We start from the raw sequence: 19,142 nt of genomic DNA on the forward strand, positions 1-19,142 counted from the left end.
TTGCATGATGTCGAACTCCGCACCGAGCCTGCGCTCACCGTTATCCGGGCCGCCGTCGCCGCGCAGCCTGTCGTCGCGCCTGCTGTCATCGCACCGACGCTCCTCGTGCCTGCTTGCGATGGCGCTGACGGCGATGGTGCTGGCGGGCTGCGGCCAACGCGATGCAGCGACCGCACCCGCAGCCAACCCCGGCAATACCGCAACACTGCCTGCGACCAACGCACCGCTGCCCCTGATTCCCGCCCCGGCCGAAGCCAGGCGCGGCACCGGCAGTTTCCGCGTCGGCACCGGCACGGTGATCTCCATCCCCACCGGCAACGCCGAAGTACGCCGCAGCGCCGAGTCGCTGGCCAGCCTGTTGCAACGCACCCGCGGCCTGACCCTGGAAGTGCGCACCGAAACCAGCGCCTCGCCGCACAGCATCCGCCTGGAGCGCACAGCGCAGGCGCCGGTGGCACACAAGGAAGGCTATAGCCTGGATGTGGACGGCAACGGCATCCGCATCACCGCGCGCGATGGCGCTGGCCTGTTCTATGGCGCGATCAGCGCCTGGCAATTGATGACGCCGGATGCGGGCAAGGGCGATGTCACCGTACCGGCGGTGGCGATCCGCGACTGGCCGCGCTTTGGCTGGCGCGGCCAGCATCTGGATGTGGCCCGCCACTTCCACGACGTGGACACGGTCAAGCATGTGCTGGACGCGATGGCCGCGCACAAGCTCAATGTGCTGCATTGGCATCTCACCGACGACCAGGGCTGGCGCATCGAAATCAAGCGTTACCCCAAACTCACCGAGGTCGGTGCCTGGCGCACCCCGCCCGGCGCCGGCCAGCACGGCACGCCCGAGCGCTATGGCGGTTTCTATACGCAGCAGCAGATCAGCGAGATCGTCGCCTATGCGGCGCGCCTGCACATCACCGTGCTGCCCGAGCTGGACATGCCCGGGCATGCGCAGGCCGCAGTGGCCGCGTATCCGGAAGAAGTCGGCGTGCCCGGCCAGCGCACGCAGGTGGGCGTGGACTGGGGCGTCAACCCGTACCTGTTCAACACCAGCGAACGCAGCCTGAGCTTCATCACCAACGTGCTGGACGAGGTGCTGACCTTGTTCCCGTCGGCGTATATCCATATCGGTGGCGACGAGGCGGTCAAGGATCAGTGGGAAGCCTCGCCCGCGGTGCGCGCGCAGATGCGCAAGCTGGGCGTCAAGGATGCCCATGCCATGCAAGGCTGGTTCAACGAACAGCTTGCGGCCTACCTCACCCAGCACGGCCGGCGCATGATCGGCTGGGACGAAATTCTCGAAGGCGGCATGCCGGCCAGTGCCTCGGTGATGTCGTGGCGCGGCACCGACGGTGCGGTGACCGCCGCCAGGCAGGGCCACGATGTGGTGCTGGCGCCGGGCGACTGGCTGTACCTGGACAACCTGCAGACCACCCGCAGCGACGAACCCAACGGCCGCCTGACCGTACTGCCGTTGTCCAAGGTCTACGCCTTCGACCCGGTGCCCGACACACTGACCGCCGAGCAGGCCACGCATGTACTCGGCGCGCAAGGCGCGTTGTGGTCCGAATACATTCCCTCGCGCTGGCATGTGGATCACGCGCTGTTCCCGCGGCTGTCCGCCATCGCCGAAGTGACCTGGTCGCCGGTGGCTGCCCGCAACTGGAAGGATTTCCTGGCGCGCCTGCCGGCGCAGCTGCAGCGCTACAAGGCGCTGGGGATCGACTACAGCGACGGTGCCTTCGCCGCCGATATCGCCCTGGAAGGCGGCCCCAACCCGGTGCTGGCCGGTGGCCCGGCCAAGGTGGCACTCGGCACCCAGGCCGGTGCGGGCACGCTGCACTACACCGTCGACGGCAGCGATCCCACGCCGGCATCGCCACGCTATGCGGCGCCGTTTACGATCCAGCTGCCGACCACGGTCAAGGCCACCGCCTTCGATGCCGGCGGCACCGCGCTGGCGGCCACGCGCAGCCGTACTTTCGATCGTGCCGGGCTGTTGCGCGTGGACACCCAGGGCCTGCGCGATTGCGTGGACACCGGTGCGCTCGGCCTGCGCCTGCCGTTGTTGCCGGAGCTGACCGGCGCCGACACGCCGGTCTACAACGTCGACCTGTTCCATGCCTGCCGGCTGTATCCGCAGGCGCGCCTGGATGGCGTCGGCGCGATCCGGATCGAGGCCGCACGCCTGCCGAACAATTTCGGCCTGGCCCACGAACAATCCAAGGTGGTGCAGTACCCCGCCAAGACGCGCCGCGGCGAGCTGGAAGTGCGCCTGGGCTGCGAGGGCGAGCTGATCGCCAGCGTGCAATTACCCAACAGCGCCACGCTGGGCGAACAATTCACGCTGGAAACCGCACTGCCTGCACGCACCGGCATCCACGATCTATGCCTGCGCTTCACCGCGCCGATTCGCGGCCCGCTGTACGCCATCGGCGCCGTCCAGTTGATTGAAACCACCGCGCAGGCGCCCCCCGCCGCCACGCGCTGATCCATCCAAGGAGAGTCATCCATGCCCCTGTCCCGTCATCGTTGCGTTCCCGCCCCCGCCCGCCTCGGGCTTGCCCTGGCCGTTGCCATCTCGCAGGCCTGGGCCGCGCCGCCCACCGCGACGCCGCTGGACAGCGGCTGGCAGGTGCGGCTGGTGCCGGGCCAGGAGCAGGCCAGGACCTATCCGAAAGCGGCGGCGTGGTTGCCGGCGCAGGTACCGGGCGCGGTGCAGACAGATCTGATCGCCGCCAAGATCGTGCCGGACCCGTTCTATCGCGACAACGAAGGCAAGATCCAGTGGGCGGGCCTGAGCGACTGGCAATACCAGACCCGCTTCAGCGTGGATGCGGCCACGCTCAAGCGCGAGCACGTCGAGCTGGTGTTCGACGGCCTGGATACGTTTGCCGAGGTCACCCTCAACGGCAAGCCGCTGCTCAGCGCCGACAACATGTTCCGGCAGTGGCGCGTGGATGCCAAATCCCTGCTCAAGCGCGGCGACAACGTGCTCGAGGTCAAGCTGTTCTCGCCGATCAAGAAGATCCAGCCGTGGCTGGCCAAGCAGCCGTACGCGCTGCCGGGCGCCTACGATTCCGCCTTCGGCGACGAGCCCGAGTCGCGCCACAGCTCCACCTACGTGCGCAAGGCGCCGTACAACTTCGGCTGGGACTGGGGCCCGCGCATGGTCAATGCCGGCATCTGGAAAGACGTGCGCCTGGAAGCCTGGGATGCGGTGCGCGTGGACGGGCTGCATATCGCCCAGCAACGCGTGGACGCCGACAGTGCGCAGTTGCAGGCGCAGCTGGAACTGCAGGCCGGCCGCAGCGGCCCGGTGCAGGTGACGCTGGACGTGCTCGGCCCGGATGGGCAGAAAGTCGGGCAATTCACCCAGCAGGCAGTGGTCGACCCGGGGCAGAACCGCATCGATGTGCCGGTGCGCATCGCCAAGCCCAAGCGCTGGTTCCCGGCCGGCTACGGCGCGCAGGACCGCTACACCTTCGTGGCCAGCGTGCGTGATGCCGATGGCGACAGCCAGCAGATCAAGCGGGTGACCGGCCTGCGCTCGGTGGAGCTGCGGCGCGAGAAAGATAAGTACGGCAAGAGCATGGAGATCGTGATCAACGGCATCCCGATCTTCGCCAAGGGGGCCAACCTGATTCCGCTGGATGCGTTCCCCGCGCGCGTGAGCCCCGAGCGCATGCGCAGCACCTTGCAGGATGCGCGCGATGCCAACATGAACATGCTGCGCATGTGGGGCGGCGGGCACTATCAGGACGACCGCTTCTACGAGGTGGCCGACGAGCTGGGCATCATGATCTGGCAGGACTTCATGTTCGGCGGCGCGGTGCCGCCGTACGACGTGGAGTTCCGCGAGAACACCCGGCAGGAGGCGATCGAACAGGTCAAGCGCCTGCGCGACCATCCCAGCATCGTGCTGTGGTGCGGCAACAACGAAGTGCAGACCGGCTGGGAAAACTGGGGCGACCGGGTCAAGTTCAAGCAGTCAGTGGACCCGGAAGAACGCAGCCGCATCGAGCGCGGCATGACCACCTTGTTCGGCACCGTGTTCCGCGAAGTGGTGGCCACCTACGACAGCGACGTGCCGTACTGGTCCACCTCGCCGGGCACCAACTTCGACGGCGCCGCCGACCAGGCCAACGATGGCGACATGCATTACTGGAAGGTCTGGGGCGGCCCCGCGCTGCCGGTGACCGAATACCTCAACGTCACCCCGCGCTTCATGTCCGAATACGGCCTGCAGTCGTTCCCGGACATGCGCACCGTGCGTGCCTTCGCCGAAGCCGGCGACATGGATCCGGAATCGCCGGTGATGCGCGTGCATCAGAAGTTCGACAAGGGCAACGGCAACAAGCGGCTGATGCTGTACATCCGCCGCGAATTCGGCGAGCCCAAGGACTTCGAGAGCTTCGTCTACCTGAGCCAGCTGATGCAGGCCGAAGGCATCAACCTGGCCGCCTCGCATCTGCGCGCCTCGCGCCCGCAATCGATGGGCTCGTTGTACTGGCAGCTCAACGATGTGTGGCCGGGTGCGTCGTGGTCCAGCGTGGACTACTACGGCCGCTGGAAGGCGCTGCACTACCACGCCCGCCGCTTCTACGCGCCGGAGCTGATCGCCGCATTGCGTAACGACAAGGGCCAGACCGAGGTGTCGCTGGTCTCCGACCGCACCACCCCGCTGGCCGCGCGTTGGCGCATGCGGGTAATGAGCATGGACGGCAAGCTGCTGAGCAAGCGCGAGGAAAAGGCCACCGTCAAACCGCTCAGCAGCCTGCAGGTGGGCAACTTCAGCGACAAGCAGTTGCTGGGCAGCGCCGACCCCAAGCGCAGCTACGCGGTGTTCGAGTTGTTTGACGGCGACAAGCTGCTGTCGCGCGAAGTGGTGTTCTTCGCGCCGGCCAAGCAGCTGGCGTTGCCGGCCGCCAATATCGACAGCCAATGGCGCGCCGATGGCGATGGCTACGCGCTGACGCTGTCCAGCAACACGCTGGCACGCGAGGTTTGGCTATCGTTCGGCGATGTGGATGCCACGCTGTCGGACAACGCGTTCGACCTGTTGCCGGGCGAGCCATTGACCGTGCATGTGAGCAGCAAGGCCGCGCTGGCACAGTTGCAGTCCACGCTGCAGGTGCGCGATCTGGCGAGCACGCTGGCCGGCGCACCGCCGGAGCCGGCCGAGACGAAGTAAGCCGCGCCGGGAACAGGCGTCAGACGATGGCGCAGCGCTCGTCTCAAAGCGCTGCGCCATCCGCCAAGCCGGCGCATGCCGCAGTGACGGCAGTCCCGGGCGCAGGTCTCGCATCCGATCCGGCGTCCGATCAGCAACCACCACTGCGCCAAGTGTCACCAACCGCTGCCCGCGGTGTCGCTGCGGGCAATCCAAGAACAACGCGTGACGGCCAGTCGCCGCCCCGCAGGAGTGAGCAGATGTCGTTGTCCGTGTTTCCATGCCGCCTGGCGGTCGCGCTGAGTCTGGGCCTGGGCCTGCCGCTGGTCGGCGCGCCGGCGTTGGCCGCAACACAACCCGATGCGACGCCGGAGCAACGCGCCGCCGCGCTGGTCGCGCAGATGAGCCGCGAGGAGAAAGTCGCGCAGGCGATGAACGATGCGCCGGCGATTCCACGCCTGCGCATCCCCGCCTACGAATGGTGGAGCGAAGGCCTGCACGGCATCGCACGCAATGGCTACGCCACGGTGTTTCCGCAGTCGATCGGCCTTGCCGCCAGCTGGAATACCGCGTTGATGCAGCAGGTGGGCACGGTGGTGTCGACCGAGGCGCGTGCCAAGTTCAATCAGGCCGGCGCCCCGGGCAAGGATCACAAGCGCTATGCGGGCCTGACCATCTGGTCGCCCAACATCAATATCTTCCGCGACCCGCGCTGGGGCCGTGGCATGGAAACCTACGGCGAGGATCCCTTCCTCACCGGGCAATTGGCGGTGGGCTTCATTCGCGGGCTGCAGGGCGACGATCTGGATCACCCGCGCACCATCGCCACGCCCAAGCACATCGCAGTGCACAGCGGTCCGGAGCCGGGCCGGCACAGCTTCGATGTGGACGTGTCGCCGCGCGATGTGGAGGCGACCTATACGCCCGCCTTCCGCGCCGCCCTGATCGACGGCCAGGCCGGCTCGGTGATGTGCGCGTACAACTCGCTGCACGGCACGCCGGCCTGCGCGGCCGACTGGTTGCTCAACGGCCGCGTGCGTGGCGACTGGGGCTTCAAGGGCTTTGTGGTTTCCGACTGCGATGCGGTCGACGACATGACCCAGTTCCATTACTTCCGCCCGGACAATGCAGGCTCTTCGGCTGCAGCGCTCAAGGCCGGGCACGATCTCAATTGCGGGCATGCCTATCGCGAACTCGGCACCGCGATCGAACGTGGCGAAGTGGACGAAGCCCTGCTCGACCAATCGCTGGTGCGGCTGTTTGCCGCGCGCTATCGCCTGGGCGAACTGGAAGCGCCGCGCAAGGATCCGTATGCAAAGCTCGGTGCCAGGGATATCGATAACGCCGCCAACCGTGCGCTGGCGCTGAAGGCCGCTGCCGAATCGATCGTATTGCTCAAGAACGAGGCCGGCACACTACCGTTGAAGGCCGGCACGCGGCTGGCGGTGATCGGGCCGAATGCCGATGCGCTGGCAGCGTTGGAAGCCAACTACCAGGGCACCTCGTCCACGCCGGTCACCCCGCTGCTCGGCCTGCGCGAGCGCTTCGGCGCGCAGCAGGTGAGCTATGCGCAAGGTGCGCCGCTGGCCGCGGGCGTACCCGGCATGATTCCGGAAACCGCGCTGCGCAGCGACGGCAAGCCGGGCTTGCGTGGCGAATATTTCGATAATGTCGAGCTGGACGGTGCGCCGCGCACGGTGCGGCAGGATCGTACGGTGAGTTTCAACTGGGATCAGGTCGCCCCCGCAAAGGGCGTGCCGGCCGATCGCTACGCGGTGCGCTGGAGCGGCGAACTGCTGCCGCCGAGCGCGGGCGACTACACGCTGGCGGTGCGGGTGGCGCGCTGCTTCGACTGCGCCGGCCACGACCCGGTGCGGCTGTACATCGACGACAAGCTGGTGGTCGCCGGCAATGCCGAAGACAAGCACGTGCCGGCCGGCATGCACAACGCCGACGGCCGCAGCGTGGAGACCGTGCTGCACTTCGACGACACCCGCCCGCGCAAGATCCGCCTGGAAATGGAACACCGCGGCCAGGACCAGGGCGTGCGCCTGGAGTGGCTGGCACCGGCGGCCGCGCAACTGGCCGAGGCCGAGCAGGCGGTGGCGCAGGCTGATGCGGTGGTGGCCTTCGTCGGCCTGTCGCCGGATGTGGAAGGCGAGGAACTGCGCATCGATGTGCCCGGCTTCGACGGCGGCGACCGCAACGACATCGCTCTGCCCGCCCCGCAGCAGGCGCTGCTGGAACGGGCCAAGGCCTCCGGCAAGCCGCTGGTCGTGGTGCTGATGAGCGGCAGCGCGGTGGCCCTGAACTGGGCCAAGACGCATGCCGATGCGATCGTCGCGGCGTGGTATCCGGGCCAGTCCGGCGGCACCGCGATCGCGCGCATGCTGGCCGGCGACGACAACCCCGGCGGGCGCCTGCCGGTCACGTTCTATCGCTCCACCAAGGACCTGCCGCCCTACGTCAGCTACGACATGAAGGGCCGCACCTACCGCTACTTCAAGGGCGAGCCGCTGTTTACGTTCGGCTACGGCTTGAGCTACACCAGCTTTGCCTACGCCGCGCCGCAGCTGTCCACTGCAACCCTGCAAGCCGGCAGTCCGTTGCAGGTGACCACCACCGTGCGCAATACCGGCACGCGTGCCGGCGACGAAGTGGCGCAGGTGTATCTGCAATATCCGGATCGCCCGCAGTCTCCCTTGCGCAGCCTGGTCGGCTTTCAGCGTGTGCATCTGAAGCCCGGCGAGCAGCGCACGCTGCGCTTCACCCTGGATGCGCGCGCGCTGAGCGATGTGGATCGCACCGGGCAGCGTGCGGTGGAAGCGGGCGACTACACGCTGTTTGTCGGCGGTGGCCAGCCCGGCACCGGCGCGGCTGGCGAGGCCGCAGCGTTCTCGATCTCGGGGCGTTCGCCGTTGCCGAAATAAGCGATGCATCCGCGTGCCCCATAACAGGCGTCGGCTGTCATGGCCGGCGCCTGTTGCATGATCTGCGCATGCTGCGTTGCATCGCAGGATGCAGATACTGCGACTGCGCAACACGGAATTGGTGATCTATCCGCAGGCAATACGAGGATCTCCGCACACACTTCACACCTACTTGACAGAGCGCAAAACGCGGTCTATCACTAGCCACAGTCGGCAACACGCGCCATCGGCGTTGCGCCCGACGCACATGACGGCAACAGCGTTTCCACGTAGCACCTGCACTGGGAGATGGTTGGATGCAGCATCGTCGTACCGACCAGCGCGTATCTGTCGCCGCTCATGCAGTGCATCGCATCGGCGCCTGCGGTGCTGTCGTCACGCTGGTGCAGCCGTCATGACCAAGCATTACAAGTTGAGCGCAATGCGCTCGCGCTCCAAGTGCATTGCCGGTTACTCCCCGCCCCGCCACTGACGCCTGCATGGCTGTCCCAGCTGGCAGACGCTCCGGCGCCACTCCCGTTCGGTAATTCGCACACGCGTTGATCGCGTGTTGCGCGATGCCGTGCGCGCGCATCGCCGTGCAACCGTCTGCCCAAGAGCAAGGCATCGGCAAGGCGTTGCCGTCGGCAACGCTGCCCAGCATCTGGCGAGGTGGCACGTGACAAAGCGTGAGCGTTCGAACGGCAAGCAGTGGGTCGTGGCAATCCTGACCGTGACCGGCATGGCGTCTGCCGCAGCCGCAGTGGCCGGCACCGTGGAGGGAGACCTCAAGGAAGGCAGCAGCGGCAAGCCCGCCGCCAATGCGAAGGTACGCATTGCCGGCACGTCCTACAGCGCGGTGGCCGATGCGCGCGGGCACTTCGTCATCCGCGATGTGCCTGCCGGGCAGTACGCGCTAGCTCTGGACTACCCCGGCTTCAGCGCGGCCGAGACCAGCGTGCAGGTCGGCGACAGCGGCACGGCCTCGGTGGCCGTTGCGCTGGAGGAGGTCAAGCAACTGAAGGCGGTCAGCGTGGTGAGCAACCGCTACGACGCCAGCGACCTGAAGATCAACGCCGCCAACACGGTGGACGTGCTGTCGGCCAACGACCTGCAACGCACCGCCGTGCACAACGTGGCCGAAGCGCTCGGCCTCATCGCCGGCATCAACATCACCAGTACCGGCTCGGGCTATTTCGGCGGCATCGATGGCGCCGCGCGCGGCGAAGGCATGTTCGCCTCGGTGCGCGGGCTGCCGTCCGAATACAACGTCAACATGATCGACGGCGTCACCGTGGCGCAGGGCATGCCGTACAGCCGCAGCGTGCAGCTCAGCCTGTTGCCGCCGAGCGGCCTGCAGACCATCGTCGCCAACAAGACCTCCACCGCCGACATGGACGGTGATGCGATCGGCGGCACGCTGGATTTCCGCACGCCCACCGCCTACGACTTCAAGGACATCACCAGCGGTAGCGTCACCGGCAGCGGCCGGGTGGAAAGCCGCGCGCGCGATTACGGTGGCGATGGCCTGGGCGGCGGCTTCGGCGGCGAGTTCCAGCACAAGTTCGGTGAGGCGCAACAGTTCGGCGTCTATGCCAGCGCGTACTACGACTACCGCACCACCACCAACAGCGAGGTGGCCGCGGCCACCAGCGCACTCAACGATGGCTCCTGGGAGTACCTGAATACCGATGCCGAAGGTCGCAACGCGGCCGGTTTCGATCCGCAACACAACCTCACCAGCACCGGCATGAACGTCGGCATCGCCGCCGGCTGGGAGCGCCGCTATGGCGGCAACGCCTCGTTCGACTGGCATGTGGACGACAGCCTGTCGCTGTATGCGCGCATGACCTATGCCTATGCCAAGACCGAGCAAGGCACCACCTTCGTACAGTTGCTGCCGCAGGATGTGAGCTACCTGCCGACCGGCACACCGGGCGTGTTCACCCCGAATATCGGCCGCATCGCCTCGCGCTTCTGGTACGAGACCAACCCGGAAGTCGCCGACCTGGCCACCTTCCAGATCGGCGCCAAAAAGACCGCCGGCGGCTGGACCTTCATGCCCAACCTGTTCTACAGCTTCGGCAATAACGACCGACCCGACCATGTCGAGATCGACGGGCGCGAAGACAAGTTCAGCCAGGACAACTACGCCTACTCCGGCAACAGCTTCGTGCGCTATGGCGGTAGCGCGTTCCCGTACCCGCAGCTCACGCCCGCGCTGCAGGCGCAGGTCAACAACATCCCGGCGTTGTACGCCAGTAGCTATGGCGAGCAGACCAAGATCTACTCCGGCCAGAAGAAGGGCGGCGCGCGTTTCGACACCCGCTACGACTTCGAAGATGGCGCGCTGCGGTCAGTGCAGTTCGGAGTGAAGTACAGCAAGAGCAGCCGCCGCTACACCAATCGCGACTGGTATACCGGCGGCGTGGACGGCACCACCACGTTGGGCGATCTGGGCATCTTCACCGGCACCTATGCCTCGATCTTTCCCGGCAAATACGACTGGAATACGCCACGGGTGAGCGAAGCGGCGGTGGCCGGGGTGATCGCCCAACACCTCAGCGACGATGACCTGGACACCTGCGGCAGTGCGTTCTACGTCAACAACTTCAACTGCAACACCATGCGCGGCACCGAGGCGGTCAGCGCCGCCTATGCCACTGCCACCTTCACTGTCGGCAACCTGGATATCGTGCCGGGCGTGCGCTTCGAGCACACCGGGATCGACAACACCTTCTGGGTGAGCCCGGTGGATGCGGACGGCAACGAGATCGTCGGCTACTTCGACCACAACCACACCTCCTACAACGAGCCGCTACCCAGCGTGTTCCTGACCTGGCGGCCGGACCTGCGCACCGCCTATCGCGCCTCGCTGTGGACCAGCAATACGCGGCCGGCCTTCGTACAGCTGGGTGGCGGCAGCCAGATCGACATCTCCAATGGCGTCACCACCATCACCCAGGGCAATCCCGACCTGAAGCCGATCGAATCCACCAACCTGGACCTGTCCGGCGAGTGGTCCACCGAGCGCGGCGGCTTCTTCTCGCTGGCCGGCTTCTACAAGCAGTTGCGCAACTACATCTACGATGCCGGCTCGGCCCAGGCCAATGGCAACACCACCGGCAGCGGCACGGTGCTGTACCACATGCCCACCAACGGCGGCGACGGCAAGATCTACGGGGTGGAACTCAGCGCGCGGCAGAAGTTCCAGGACTTGCCGGCGCCGTTTGACGGCCTGGGCATCAGTGCCAACGCCACCCGCCAGCATGCGCGCGCCGACCTGGGCCTGGCTGGCTTCGACAACGAACACATGCAATCGGCGCCGTCGGCGATGGCCAACCTGGAGTTGTTCTACGAGCACAACGGGTTCTCGTTGAACCTGAGCTACCACTTCAGCAGTTCTTACCTGCTGGGCTACGACTTCCTGCACGAAGGCGCGCCCTGGAACGACCTGTGGGCACGCCCGACCCGCCGCGTGGATCTGCACACCGGCTACCGCTTCGACAACGGCGTGAGCATGGACCTGTCGATCTCCAACCTGACCAAGGAATACAGCTACTGGGCGCATGTGGGCCGCAACAACCTGGCGATCTCCGACATCGTCGATGCCGGCAGCACCGCCTTGTTCACGGTCAAGTACGCGTTCTAGCAGCGCGTGGCGCACTCACTGCGCTGCGCAGCGCAGCGCAGCGATTCCTTCCACTTCCGGAGCAGCGATGAAACGCAGAAGCCTGTGTACGTTTGGCCTGCTCGCACCGTTCGGTCTGGCGGCCGCGCCGGCGCTGCTGTCGTCGCTGCATGCGCCGCTGCCGGATGGGCGGCCGCATGCGTTCGGCTTCGAGCGCGGCCAGTTCGTGCTGGATCAGCAGCCGTGGCAACTCCGCAGCGGCGAGATGCATCCGCTGCGCATCGCCCGTGCGGACTGGCTGCAGCGCATCCGCATGGCCAAGGCGCTGGGCTTGAACACCATCGCGCTGTACCTGATGTGGAACGCCTACGAACGCGAGCCGGGGCAATTCGATTTCGACACCGGCGAACGCGATTTCGTTGCCTTCATCAGGCTGTGCCAGCAGGAAGGGCTATGGGTGTATCTGCGCCCCGGCCCGTACGTCTGCGCCGAGTGGACGCTGGGCGGGCTGCCGCCGTATCTGTTGCGCGAGCCGGGCATGCGCCTGCGCGATGCCGGCGACGCGCGCTACATTGCGGCGGTGCAGCGCTACATCGCCGCAGTGGCGCCGCGCATCGCCCCGTTGATGGCCAGTGCCGGCGGACCGGTGCTGATGCTGCAGATCGAGAACGAATACAGCATGCAGGGCAGCGACGTGGGCTACCTGCAGGCATTGGCTGCGCTGTGGCGTGCGCACGGCATCGATGGTCCGTTTTCATTGGCCGAAGGCATGAAGGATCTGCGCCGGCGCAAGGCCTATCTGCCAGGCGCCGCGCTGGGACTGGATGGGGCCGATCTGGCTGAATTGCAGGAAGCGAAACAGTTTGCAGGCACTGCGCCGGTCTGGGTGGCCGAAGGCTATCCGGGATGGCTGACGCATTGGGGCGAAGACGACTTCGCAAAGCGCAATTACGCACCGACACTGCAGCAGCTGATGGCCGCCGGCTACTCGTTCAATCTCTACGTGGTGCATGGCGGCAGCAACTTCGGCCTGAGCGCCGGTGGCAATGCCGAGGACGACGGCTCGCAGTTCCAGCCTGCACTGACCAGCTACGACTACGGCGCCCCGATCGACGAAGGCGGCCGCGCCACGCCTGCCTACATGGCGCTGCGCCGGATCATCGCCCGGCACAGCAGCACCGCGCTGCCGGTAATCCCGCAGGCATCGCCGCGCGCACGCTTTACATCGGTCACCGCCCACCCGGTCGCCGCGCTCTGGGACAACCTGAGCCCCACGCCGGTGCACACCGAGCGGCCCACCGACAACCAACGCCTGCTCAAGCAGAACCTGGGGCTGGTGGTGTACCGGCGCCGTATTGCAGCCGGCACGCAGCTGGAGCTTGGCAAGGTGCACGACTACGCGGTGGTGCAACTGGACGGCGAGGAGATCGGGCATGTCTCGCGCATGCCGCACGCGCGCCTGAACAGCGCGACGCAGCTCCCGCTCGCGCAGACCGCATCCGATGAGCGCAGATTGGACGTCCTGGTCGACAGCTTCGGCCACATCAACTTCGGCCCGGCCTTGGGCGATGCGAAAGGCTTGCTCGGCCCGGTGCTGCTGGATGGAAAGGAACTGCGCGATTGGCAGGTCCATGGCTTGCCGCTGGATGACGACAAGGCGCCGACGCTGCGCCCGCTGCAAGGCCCACCCACACGGCCCGGCCTGTACTTCGCGGCCGCCATCGCGCTGGAAACCGTCGGCGACGTCTACATCGACATGAGTCAGTGGCGCAAAGGCTATCTGTGGGTCAACGGCCGCCTGCTCGGGCGTTACTGGGACATCGGCCCGCAGCAGTGCCTGTTCTGCCCTGGCGCGTGGTTGAAGAAAGGCGACAACGCAGTGCTGGTGCTGGATCTGCATCAGCTGCAGCCGGCCGCGATTCACTGCGCAGACGGGCTGACCTCGACACGCATCGCGCGCCCCACAGTGGCAGTCGCGCAGGCAGAGCCAAGCGCATGCTGACCGCACCCAGCGTCGTGCCGGCGAATCCACAGGCGTCGGCACCGCCGCGCACGCTCGGTTTCTGGAGCGCGCTGTCGGCCAACCTGCTCAACATGATCGGCATCGGGCCGTTCATCACCATCCCGCTGGCCTTGTCGGCACTGGCCGGGCCGGTGGTGCTGGCCGGTTGGGTCGCCGGCGCACTGCTCTGCCTGTGCGATGGCCTGGTGTGGGCCGAGCTGGGCGCGGCGATTCCGCGCTCGGGCGGACCGTATCACTATCTGCGCGAGGCCTACGGCCGCGAACGCTGGGGGCGGCTGTTCGGTTTTCTGTATCTGTGGCAGACGCTGCTGACCGCGCCGTTGTCGGTGGGCTCGGCGGCGGTCGGTTGCGTGCAGTACCTGGCGTTCCTGCTGCCGGGGCTGGGCCATACGCAGCTCACTGCGATCGCGATGGCGCTGTGCGCGTTCAACACGCTGCTGCTGTATCGCAAGGTGCGCTCGGTGCAGCTGCTGTCGCTGCTGGTCAGTGCGGTGGTGATCGGTGCCTGCGTGTGGATCATCGTCAGTGGCGTGCTGCATTTCGACATCGGCATCGCCTCGGCGTTCTTGCACGCCCGCCCGGCATCGCCGCATGGATTCTGGCTGGGCTTTGGTGCAGTGGCACTGATCGCGGTCTACGACTACGGCGGCTACAACAACGTGTGCATGCTGGGCGGTGAAATCCGCAAGCCGCGCCGCATGATTCCGCGCGCGGTGCTGATCTCCATCCCGATCGTGGCGCTGCTGTATCTGGGCCTCAACATCACCCTGCTCGGTGTGCTGCCCTGGCAGCAGGCGGCGCACTCCAAGGCGGTGATGGCCGACTTCATGCAGGCCATCTACGGGCCCATCGGCAGCACCGTGGCGGTGGCGCTGATCGTGCTGGCCAGCTGGGGCTCGGCGCTGGTGGTGCAGTTGGGCTATTCACGGGTGCCGTATGCGGCCGCGGCGGCCGGGCAGTTCTTCGACGTGTTCGCGCGGCTGCATCCGCGCGGCGGCTTTCCGACCGTGTCGCTGCTGTTCGTCGGTGCGACCTCGGCGCTGGCCTGCCTGCTGTCGCTGGACGACCTGATCGCCACCTTGATGATCATCCAGATCCTGTTCCAGTTTCTGGCGCAATGCCTGGCGGTGGTGCTGCTGCGACGCAGGCAACGTCGGCGCGCCTTTGCGATGCCGCTGTATCCCTGGCCGTTGCTGATCAGCGTGTTCGGCTGGCTGTACCTGCTGGCGACCAGCCCGGGGCACCGCCTGCTCGCTGCCGTGGTGGCGCTGTGCGTGGGCAGCGCCTTGTATCTGATCCAGGCACGGAGGCAGCGCGCATGGCCGTTCCAGCAGTGAACACCGCGCAACTCGTGGTGGTCGGCGAGGTCTATCTGGACCACATCTTCAGCGGCTTCGCACGCTGGCCGGCACCGGGCGAAGAAGCGCTTGCGCGCCATTACACGCGTGAGCTCGGCGGCGGCACCGTCATCACCGCCTGCGCGCTGGCGCGCCTGGGCTGCAACGTGCGCGTACTCGGTGCGATCGGTGCGCAGGACCGCGCGGTGTTCGCCCAGCGTCTGGGCGAGTTCGGTGTCTCGGCCGCCGGACTGGTCGATTCGGAAGCCGGCACCGGCGTGACCACCAGCGTGTCGCTGCAGGAGGACCGCTCGTTCTTCACCTATATCGGCGCCAATGCCGAGTTGGGCACGCTGCTGCTGCGCGAGCAATCCATTGCCGCGATGTGCGCGGCCCGGCATGTGCACTTCGCGATGCCGTTGCCGGCCGCGCTGGCCGCCGTCGTGTTGCCGCTGCTGGCGCGCGCCGGCTGCACGACCTCGCTGGATGTGGGTTTCAGTCCGGCCTGGCTCACCGACCCGGCCAACCACGCCACCTGCCGCGCGGTGACCTGGTTCCTGCCGAACCAGAAAGAAGCCGCGCTGATGGGCTGCGGCGACGGCGCCGATGCCTGCCTGGCCTGGGCGCGCGCGCTTGGCCTGCGGCAGGCGGTGATCAAGCGTGGCGCTGCGGGCGCCATGGTGGTCGACAACAACGGCGCCCGCCCGATCGCCGCGCCCAGCGTGCCGGTGCGCGACACCACCGGTGCCGGCGATGCCTTCGATGCCGGCTTTCTGGCCGCCCAGTTGCGCGGCCTGCCGCTGGACGAGAGCGCACAGCACGGCTGCCACGCCGGCGCTGCCTGTTGCAGCGCGCTCGGCGCGCTCGACGGCCTTTTTCTTTTATCTCCCCCCACACACGAGGACGTTCCATGAGCAGTTCTGTCGACAATCGCAAGCTGACCCTGATCGGCGGCGGCGGCGTACGCACGCCGTTGGTGGTGTACGGCGTCAACGAGGCCGCCGAAGCGCTGGGCGCGCGCGAGATCGTGCTGTACGACCCCGACCAGGAGCGCCTGGCGCTGATGGTGGCGATGGGCCGCGCCATCGTCGCCGAGTCCGGCGGCGCGTTGCAGGTGCACGCCGCGCCCTCGCTGGAAGCGGCGATCGAGGGCGCGCACTTCGTGCTCAACAGCATCCGCGTCGGCGGCATCGCCCAGCGCGCCTCCGACGAGCAGACCATCATCCGCCATGGCTATTCCGGCCAGGAAACCACCGGCCCCGGCGGCGTGGCCAAGGCCTTGCGCACGGTGCCGGTGGCGATCGAACAGGCGCGCCTGATCGAGCGCCTGAGCCCGGACGCCTGGCTGGTCAGCTTCACCAACCCGGCCGGGCTGATCACCCAGGCCATCAGCGCACACACCCGCGCGCGCGTGGTCGGCATCTGCGACACGCCGGTGGAGCTGTTCCACAACATCGCGCGCGCGCTCGGCGAGCCGGCGGCCGATGTGGAATGCGAGTACGTCGGCCTCAACCACCTGGGCTGGATCCGCGCGGTGCGCCTGCGCGGCGTGGACATCATCGACCGCGTGCTGGCCGACGACGCCATCCTGCGGCAGCTGTACCTGGCGCCGTTGTTCGACTTCGACATGCTGCGTGCGCTGCGGCTGATCCCCACCGAGTACCTGTACTTCTTCTACGAACGCCGCCGCGCCCTGGACAACCAGCGCGCCAGCGGCGCCAGCCGCGGTGGCGAGATCGAACGGCTCAACCGCAGCCTGATCGGCGACCTGCGCAGCCGCCTGGAGGCCGGCGACACCACCGGCGCGGTGCAGACCTATGCCGCCTATCTGGCGCAGCGCTCCGGCTCGTACATGAAGCTGGAGGCCGAGGCCGGCTCGGCCTTCGCGCCTGACCTGGCGCCGCAGCCGGATCCGTTCCGCGCCAGCACCGGCTATCACCGCATCGCGGTGGACGTGATGAGCGCGCTGACCGGCGCCCGCCCCAGCCGGCACGTGGTCAACGTGCGCAACCAGGGCGCGCTGGCCGAGCTGGCCGACGACGACATCGTGGAAATCGCTTCGGACATCGACCGCGACCGCATCGTGCCGATCCCGGCCGCGCCGCTGCCGGCCGCGGTGCAAGGGTTGGTGCGCTCGTTCAAGGCCTACGAACACGCCGCAATCGAGGCCGCGCTCAGCGGCAGCCACCTGGACGCCTGCAAGGCGATGCTGATCCACCCGGCGATCGGCGAGTGGAGCCCGTCGCGGCGCATGCTGGACGAACTGTTCGGGCATGCACACGACGATGGCCACTGCGCGGGACCGGCGCACTGGCGCGGGCATGCAGCCGGTTGAAAGCCGGTGCCGCGCGACCGCGGAGGACGCGGACCAGCCACTGCCGCCACGGCCGCAGGCCACGCGTACGGCGCCGAATTGTGCGGGCGCACTATGCACATTCGGCGCACACGTTGTATGGTCATCGGGAATTGGTCATGCAGAGGTCTCATCACCGGCCCGGCACCAGATGCCGCCGCTGCAAGGAGGTCCGCTGCGTCGACCGCTTGCTGAAATCCCAGGGAGCTCCAGGTCATGCACACCCGCCGCGACATCCTCCAGTTGCTGGGCGCCAGCGCGGGCGCCGGCCTGCTCGCCGGCGCATTGCCCGCCTTCGCCGCCCCCGTTGCCGGCACCTCCACGGCTGCCGGCAACTTCGTCAGCAAGCGCCCGCCCAAGGCGCAGCGCCGCTTCGTCAGCAAGGCGGTCGAGCAGCAGATCGTGCAGATCAAGGCGCGCATCGCCGATCCCGAATTGGCCTGGCTGTTCGAAAACTGCTACCCCAACACGCTGGATACCACGGTGGAAACCGGCACCCGCAACGGCAAGCCGGACACCTTCGTCATCACCGGCGACATCCATGCGATGTGGCTGCGCGACTCCTCCGCCCAGGTGCACCCGTATGTGCCGCTGGCCAGGCGCGACCCTGCCTTACGGCGCATGTTCCATGGCCTGATCCAGCGCCAGGCCGCCTGCATCCGGCTGGACCCGTACGCCAACGCCTTCCTGCCCGATGGCCAGACCCAGCGCCTGAAGTGGTCGCTCAACGACATCACCGAGATGAAGCCCGGCGTGGGCGAGCGCAAGTGGGAAATCGATTCGCTGTGCTACCCGATCCGCATCGCGCACGAATACTGGCGCGCCACCGGCGATGCCGCCCCGTTCGACGACGACTGGCGCGCGGCGATGCAGGTGGTGGTCAGAACCTTCCGCGAGCAGCAGCGCAAGGACAACCGCGGCCCCTACGTGTTCCAGCGCCCCTCGCCGTTGGCGACCGAGACCCTGGTGCTGGAAGGCTACGGCCAGCCGACCCGGCCCAACGGCATGATCCACTCGATGTTCCGCCCCTCCGACGATGCCTGCGTGTATCCGTTGTTCGTGCCGGCCAACCTGTTCGCGGTGGCCTCGCTGCGCCAGCTGGCGACGATGAGCACGGCCCTGCATCGCGATGCCGCGTTCGCCGCCGACTGCACCGCGCTGGCCGACGAAGTGGAAGCGGCGACACGCAAGTTCGGCCAGCAACGCGACGCCGATGGGCAGGCCTACTGGGCATTCGAAGTGGACGGTTACGGCAACCAGTTGTTTATCGACGACGCCAATGCCCCCGGCCTGCTCAGCCTGGCCTACCTGGGCTGCTGCGACCGCGCCGACCCGGTATTCCTGCGCACGCGCCAGCTGGCCTGGAGCGAACGCAACCCGTATTTCTCGCGCGGCAGCGCGGCCGAAGGCGTCGGCAGCCCGCACAGCGGCATGGGTACGATCTGGCCGATGTCGATCATCCAGTACGCGCTGGTCAGCGACGACGACGCACAACTGCGCCAATGCCTGCAGTGGCTCAAGACCACCCATGCCAGCACCGGCTTCATGCACGAGGCCTTCGACAAGGACAACCCGAGCAGCTTCACCCGCGACTGGTTCGCTTGGGCCAACACCTTGTTCGGCGAACTGATCATCGACCTGCACCAACGCAAACCCCAGCTGCTGCGCAGCGCCTGATTTTGCGAAGGGCCCGCCCTTCCAACGTGGAACTGCAGA

The 19,142-nt window shown here is 67.4% G+C and carries 9 protein-coding genes; all 9 read left to right on the forward strand.

Annotated elements, in window-relative coordinates:
- Window positions 1–4: 4 nt before the first annotated feature.
- The 9 genes from ACCQ04_RS14840 to ACCQ04_RS14880 all read left to right on the forward strand — a co-directional run bounded on the left by ACCQ04_RS14840 (window position 5) and on the right by ACCQ04_RS14880 (window position 19,103).
- A complete protein-coding gene (locus ACCQ04_RS14840; protein WP_372358549.1) occupies window positions 5–2,491 on the forward strand; it encodes a family 20 glycosylhydrolase in 2,487 nt (828 codons plus the stop codon).
- A 21-nt stretch (window positions 2,492–2,512) separates the two neighbouring features.
- Window positions 2,513–5,194, forward strand: a complete 2,682-nt coding sequence (locus tag ACCQ04_RS14845; protein WP_372358550.1) for a beta-mannosidase — start codon at window positions 2,513–2,515, stop codon at window positions 5,192–5,194.
- Window positions 5,195–5,433: 239 nt separating this feature from the next.
- Window positions 5,434–8,103, forward strand: coding sequence for a glycoside hydrolase family 3 C-terminal domain-containing protein (locus ACCQ04_RS14850; protein WP_226427283.1), 2,670 nt, complete (start codon window positions 5,434–5,436; stop codon window positions 8,101–8,103).
- A gap of 721 nt (window positions 8,104–8,824) precedes the next feature.
- Window positions 8,825–11,734 carry a TonB-dependent receptor gene (locus tag ACCQ04_RS14855; protein WP_255618580.1) on the forward strand — a complete coding sequence of 970 codons (2,910 nt, stop codon included), beginning with the start codon at window positions 8,825–8,827 and terminating at the stop codon, window positions 11,732–11,734.
- Window positions 11,735–11,801: 67 nt separating this feature from the next.
- Complete coding sequence (locus ACCQ04_RS14860) at window positions 11,802–13,715, forward strand: beta-galactosidase (protein ID WP_372358551.1); 1,914 nt, start codon at window positions 11,802–11,804, stop codon at window positions 13,713–13,715.
- Window positions 13,709–15,073, forward strand: a complete 1,365-nt coding sequence (locus ACCQ04_RS14865) for an APC family permease (RefSeq protein ID WP_226427286.1) — start codon at window positions 13,709–13,711, stop codon at window positions 15,071–15,073. Before ACCQ04_RS14860 ends, ACCQ04_RS14865 begins: the two co-directional genes overlap by 7 nt.
- Complete coding sequence (locus ACCQ04_RS14870; protein ID WP_226427287.1) at window positions 15,055–15,987, forward strand: carbohydrate kinase family protein; 933 nt, start codon at window positions 15,055–15,057, stop codon at window positions 15,985–15,987. Before ACCQ04_RS14865 ends, ACCQ04_RS14870 begins: the two co-directional genes overlap by 19 nt.
- Complete coding sequence (locus ACCQ04_RS14875; protein ID WP_104568134.1) at window positions 15,984–17,408, forward strand: family 4 glycosyl hydrolase; 1,425 nt, start codon at window positions 15,984–15,986, stop codon at window positions 17,406–17,408. The genes ACCQ04_RS14870 and ACCQ04_RS14875 overlap by 4 nt, the downstream gene beginning before the upstream one ends.
- Before the next feature lie 234 nt (window positions 17,409–17,642).
- Window positions 17,643–19,103, forward strand: coding sequence for a glycoside hydrolase family 125 protein (locus ACCQ04_RS14880; RefSeq protein ID WP_226427288.1), 1,461 nt, complete (start codon window positions 17,643–17,645; stop codon window positions 19,101–19,103).
- Window positions 19,104–19,142 lie beyond the last annotated feature (39 nt).

The organism is Xanthomonas sp. NCPPB 2866, assembly GCF_041475745.2.
GTDB classification, from domain to species: Bacteria; Pseudomonadota; Gammaproteobacteria; order Xanthomonadales; family Xanthomonadaceae; genus Xanthomonas; species Xanthomonas arboricola.

Coding starts and splice junctions, on each gene's coding strand:
- ACCQ04_RS14860 (WP_372358551.1), top strand. CDS start 11,802: ATGAAACGCAGAAGCCTGTGTACGTTTGGCCTGCTCGCACCGTTCGGT.
- ACCQ04_RS14865 (WP_226427286.1), top strand. CDS start 13,709: ATGCTGACCGCACCCAGCGTCGTGCCGGCGAATCCACAGGCGTCGGCA.
- ACCQ04_RS14855 (WP_255618580.1), top strand. CDS start 8,825: ATGGCGTCTGCCGCAGCCGCAGTGGCCGGCACCGTGGAGGGAGACCTC.
- ACCQ04_RS14875 (WP_104568134.1), top strand. CDS start 15,984: ATGAGCAGTTCTGTCGACAATCGCAAGCTGACCCTGATCGGCGGCGGC.
- ACCQ04_RS14870 (WP_226427287.1), top strand. CDS start 15,055: ATGGCCGTTCCAGCAGTGAACACCGCGCAACTCGTGGTGGTCGGCGAG.
- ACCQ04_RS14880 (WP_226427288.1), top strand. CDS start 17,643: ATGCACACCCGCCGCGACATCCTCCAGTTGCTGGGCGCCAGCGCGGGC.
- ACCQ04_RS14840 (WP_372358549.1), top strand. CDS start 5: ATGATGTCGAACTCCGCACCGAGCCTGCGCTCACCGTTATCCGGGCCG.
- ACCQ04_RS14850 (WP_226427283.1), top strand. CDS start 5,434: ATGTCGTTGTCCGTGTTTCCATGCCGCCTGGCGGTCGCGCTGAGTCTG.
- ACCQ04_RS14845 (WP_372358550.1), top strand. CDS start 2,513: ATGCCCCTGTCCCGTCATCGTTGCGTTCCCGCCCCCGCCCGCCTCGGG.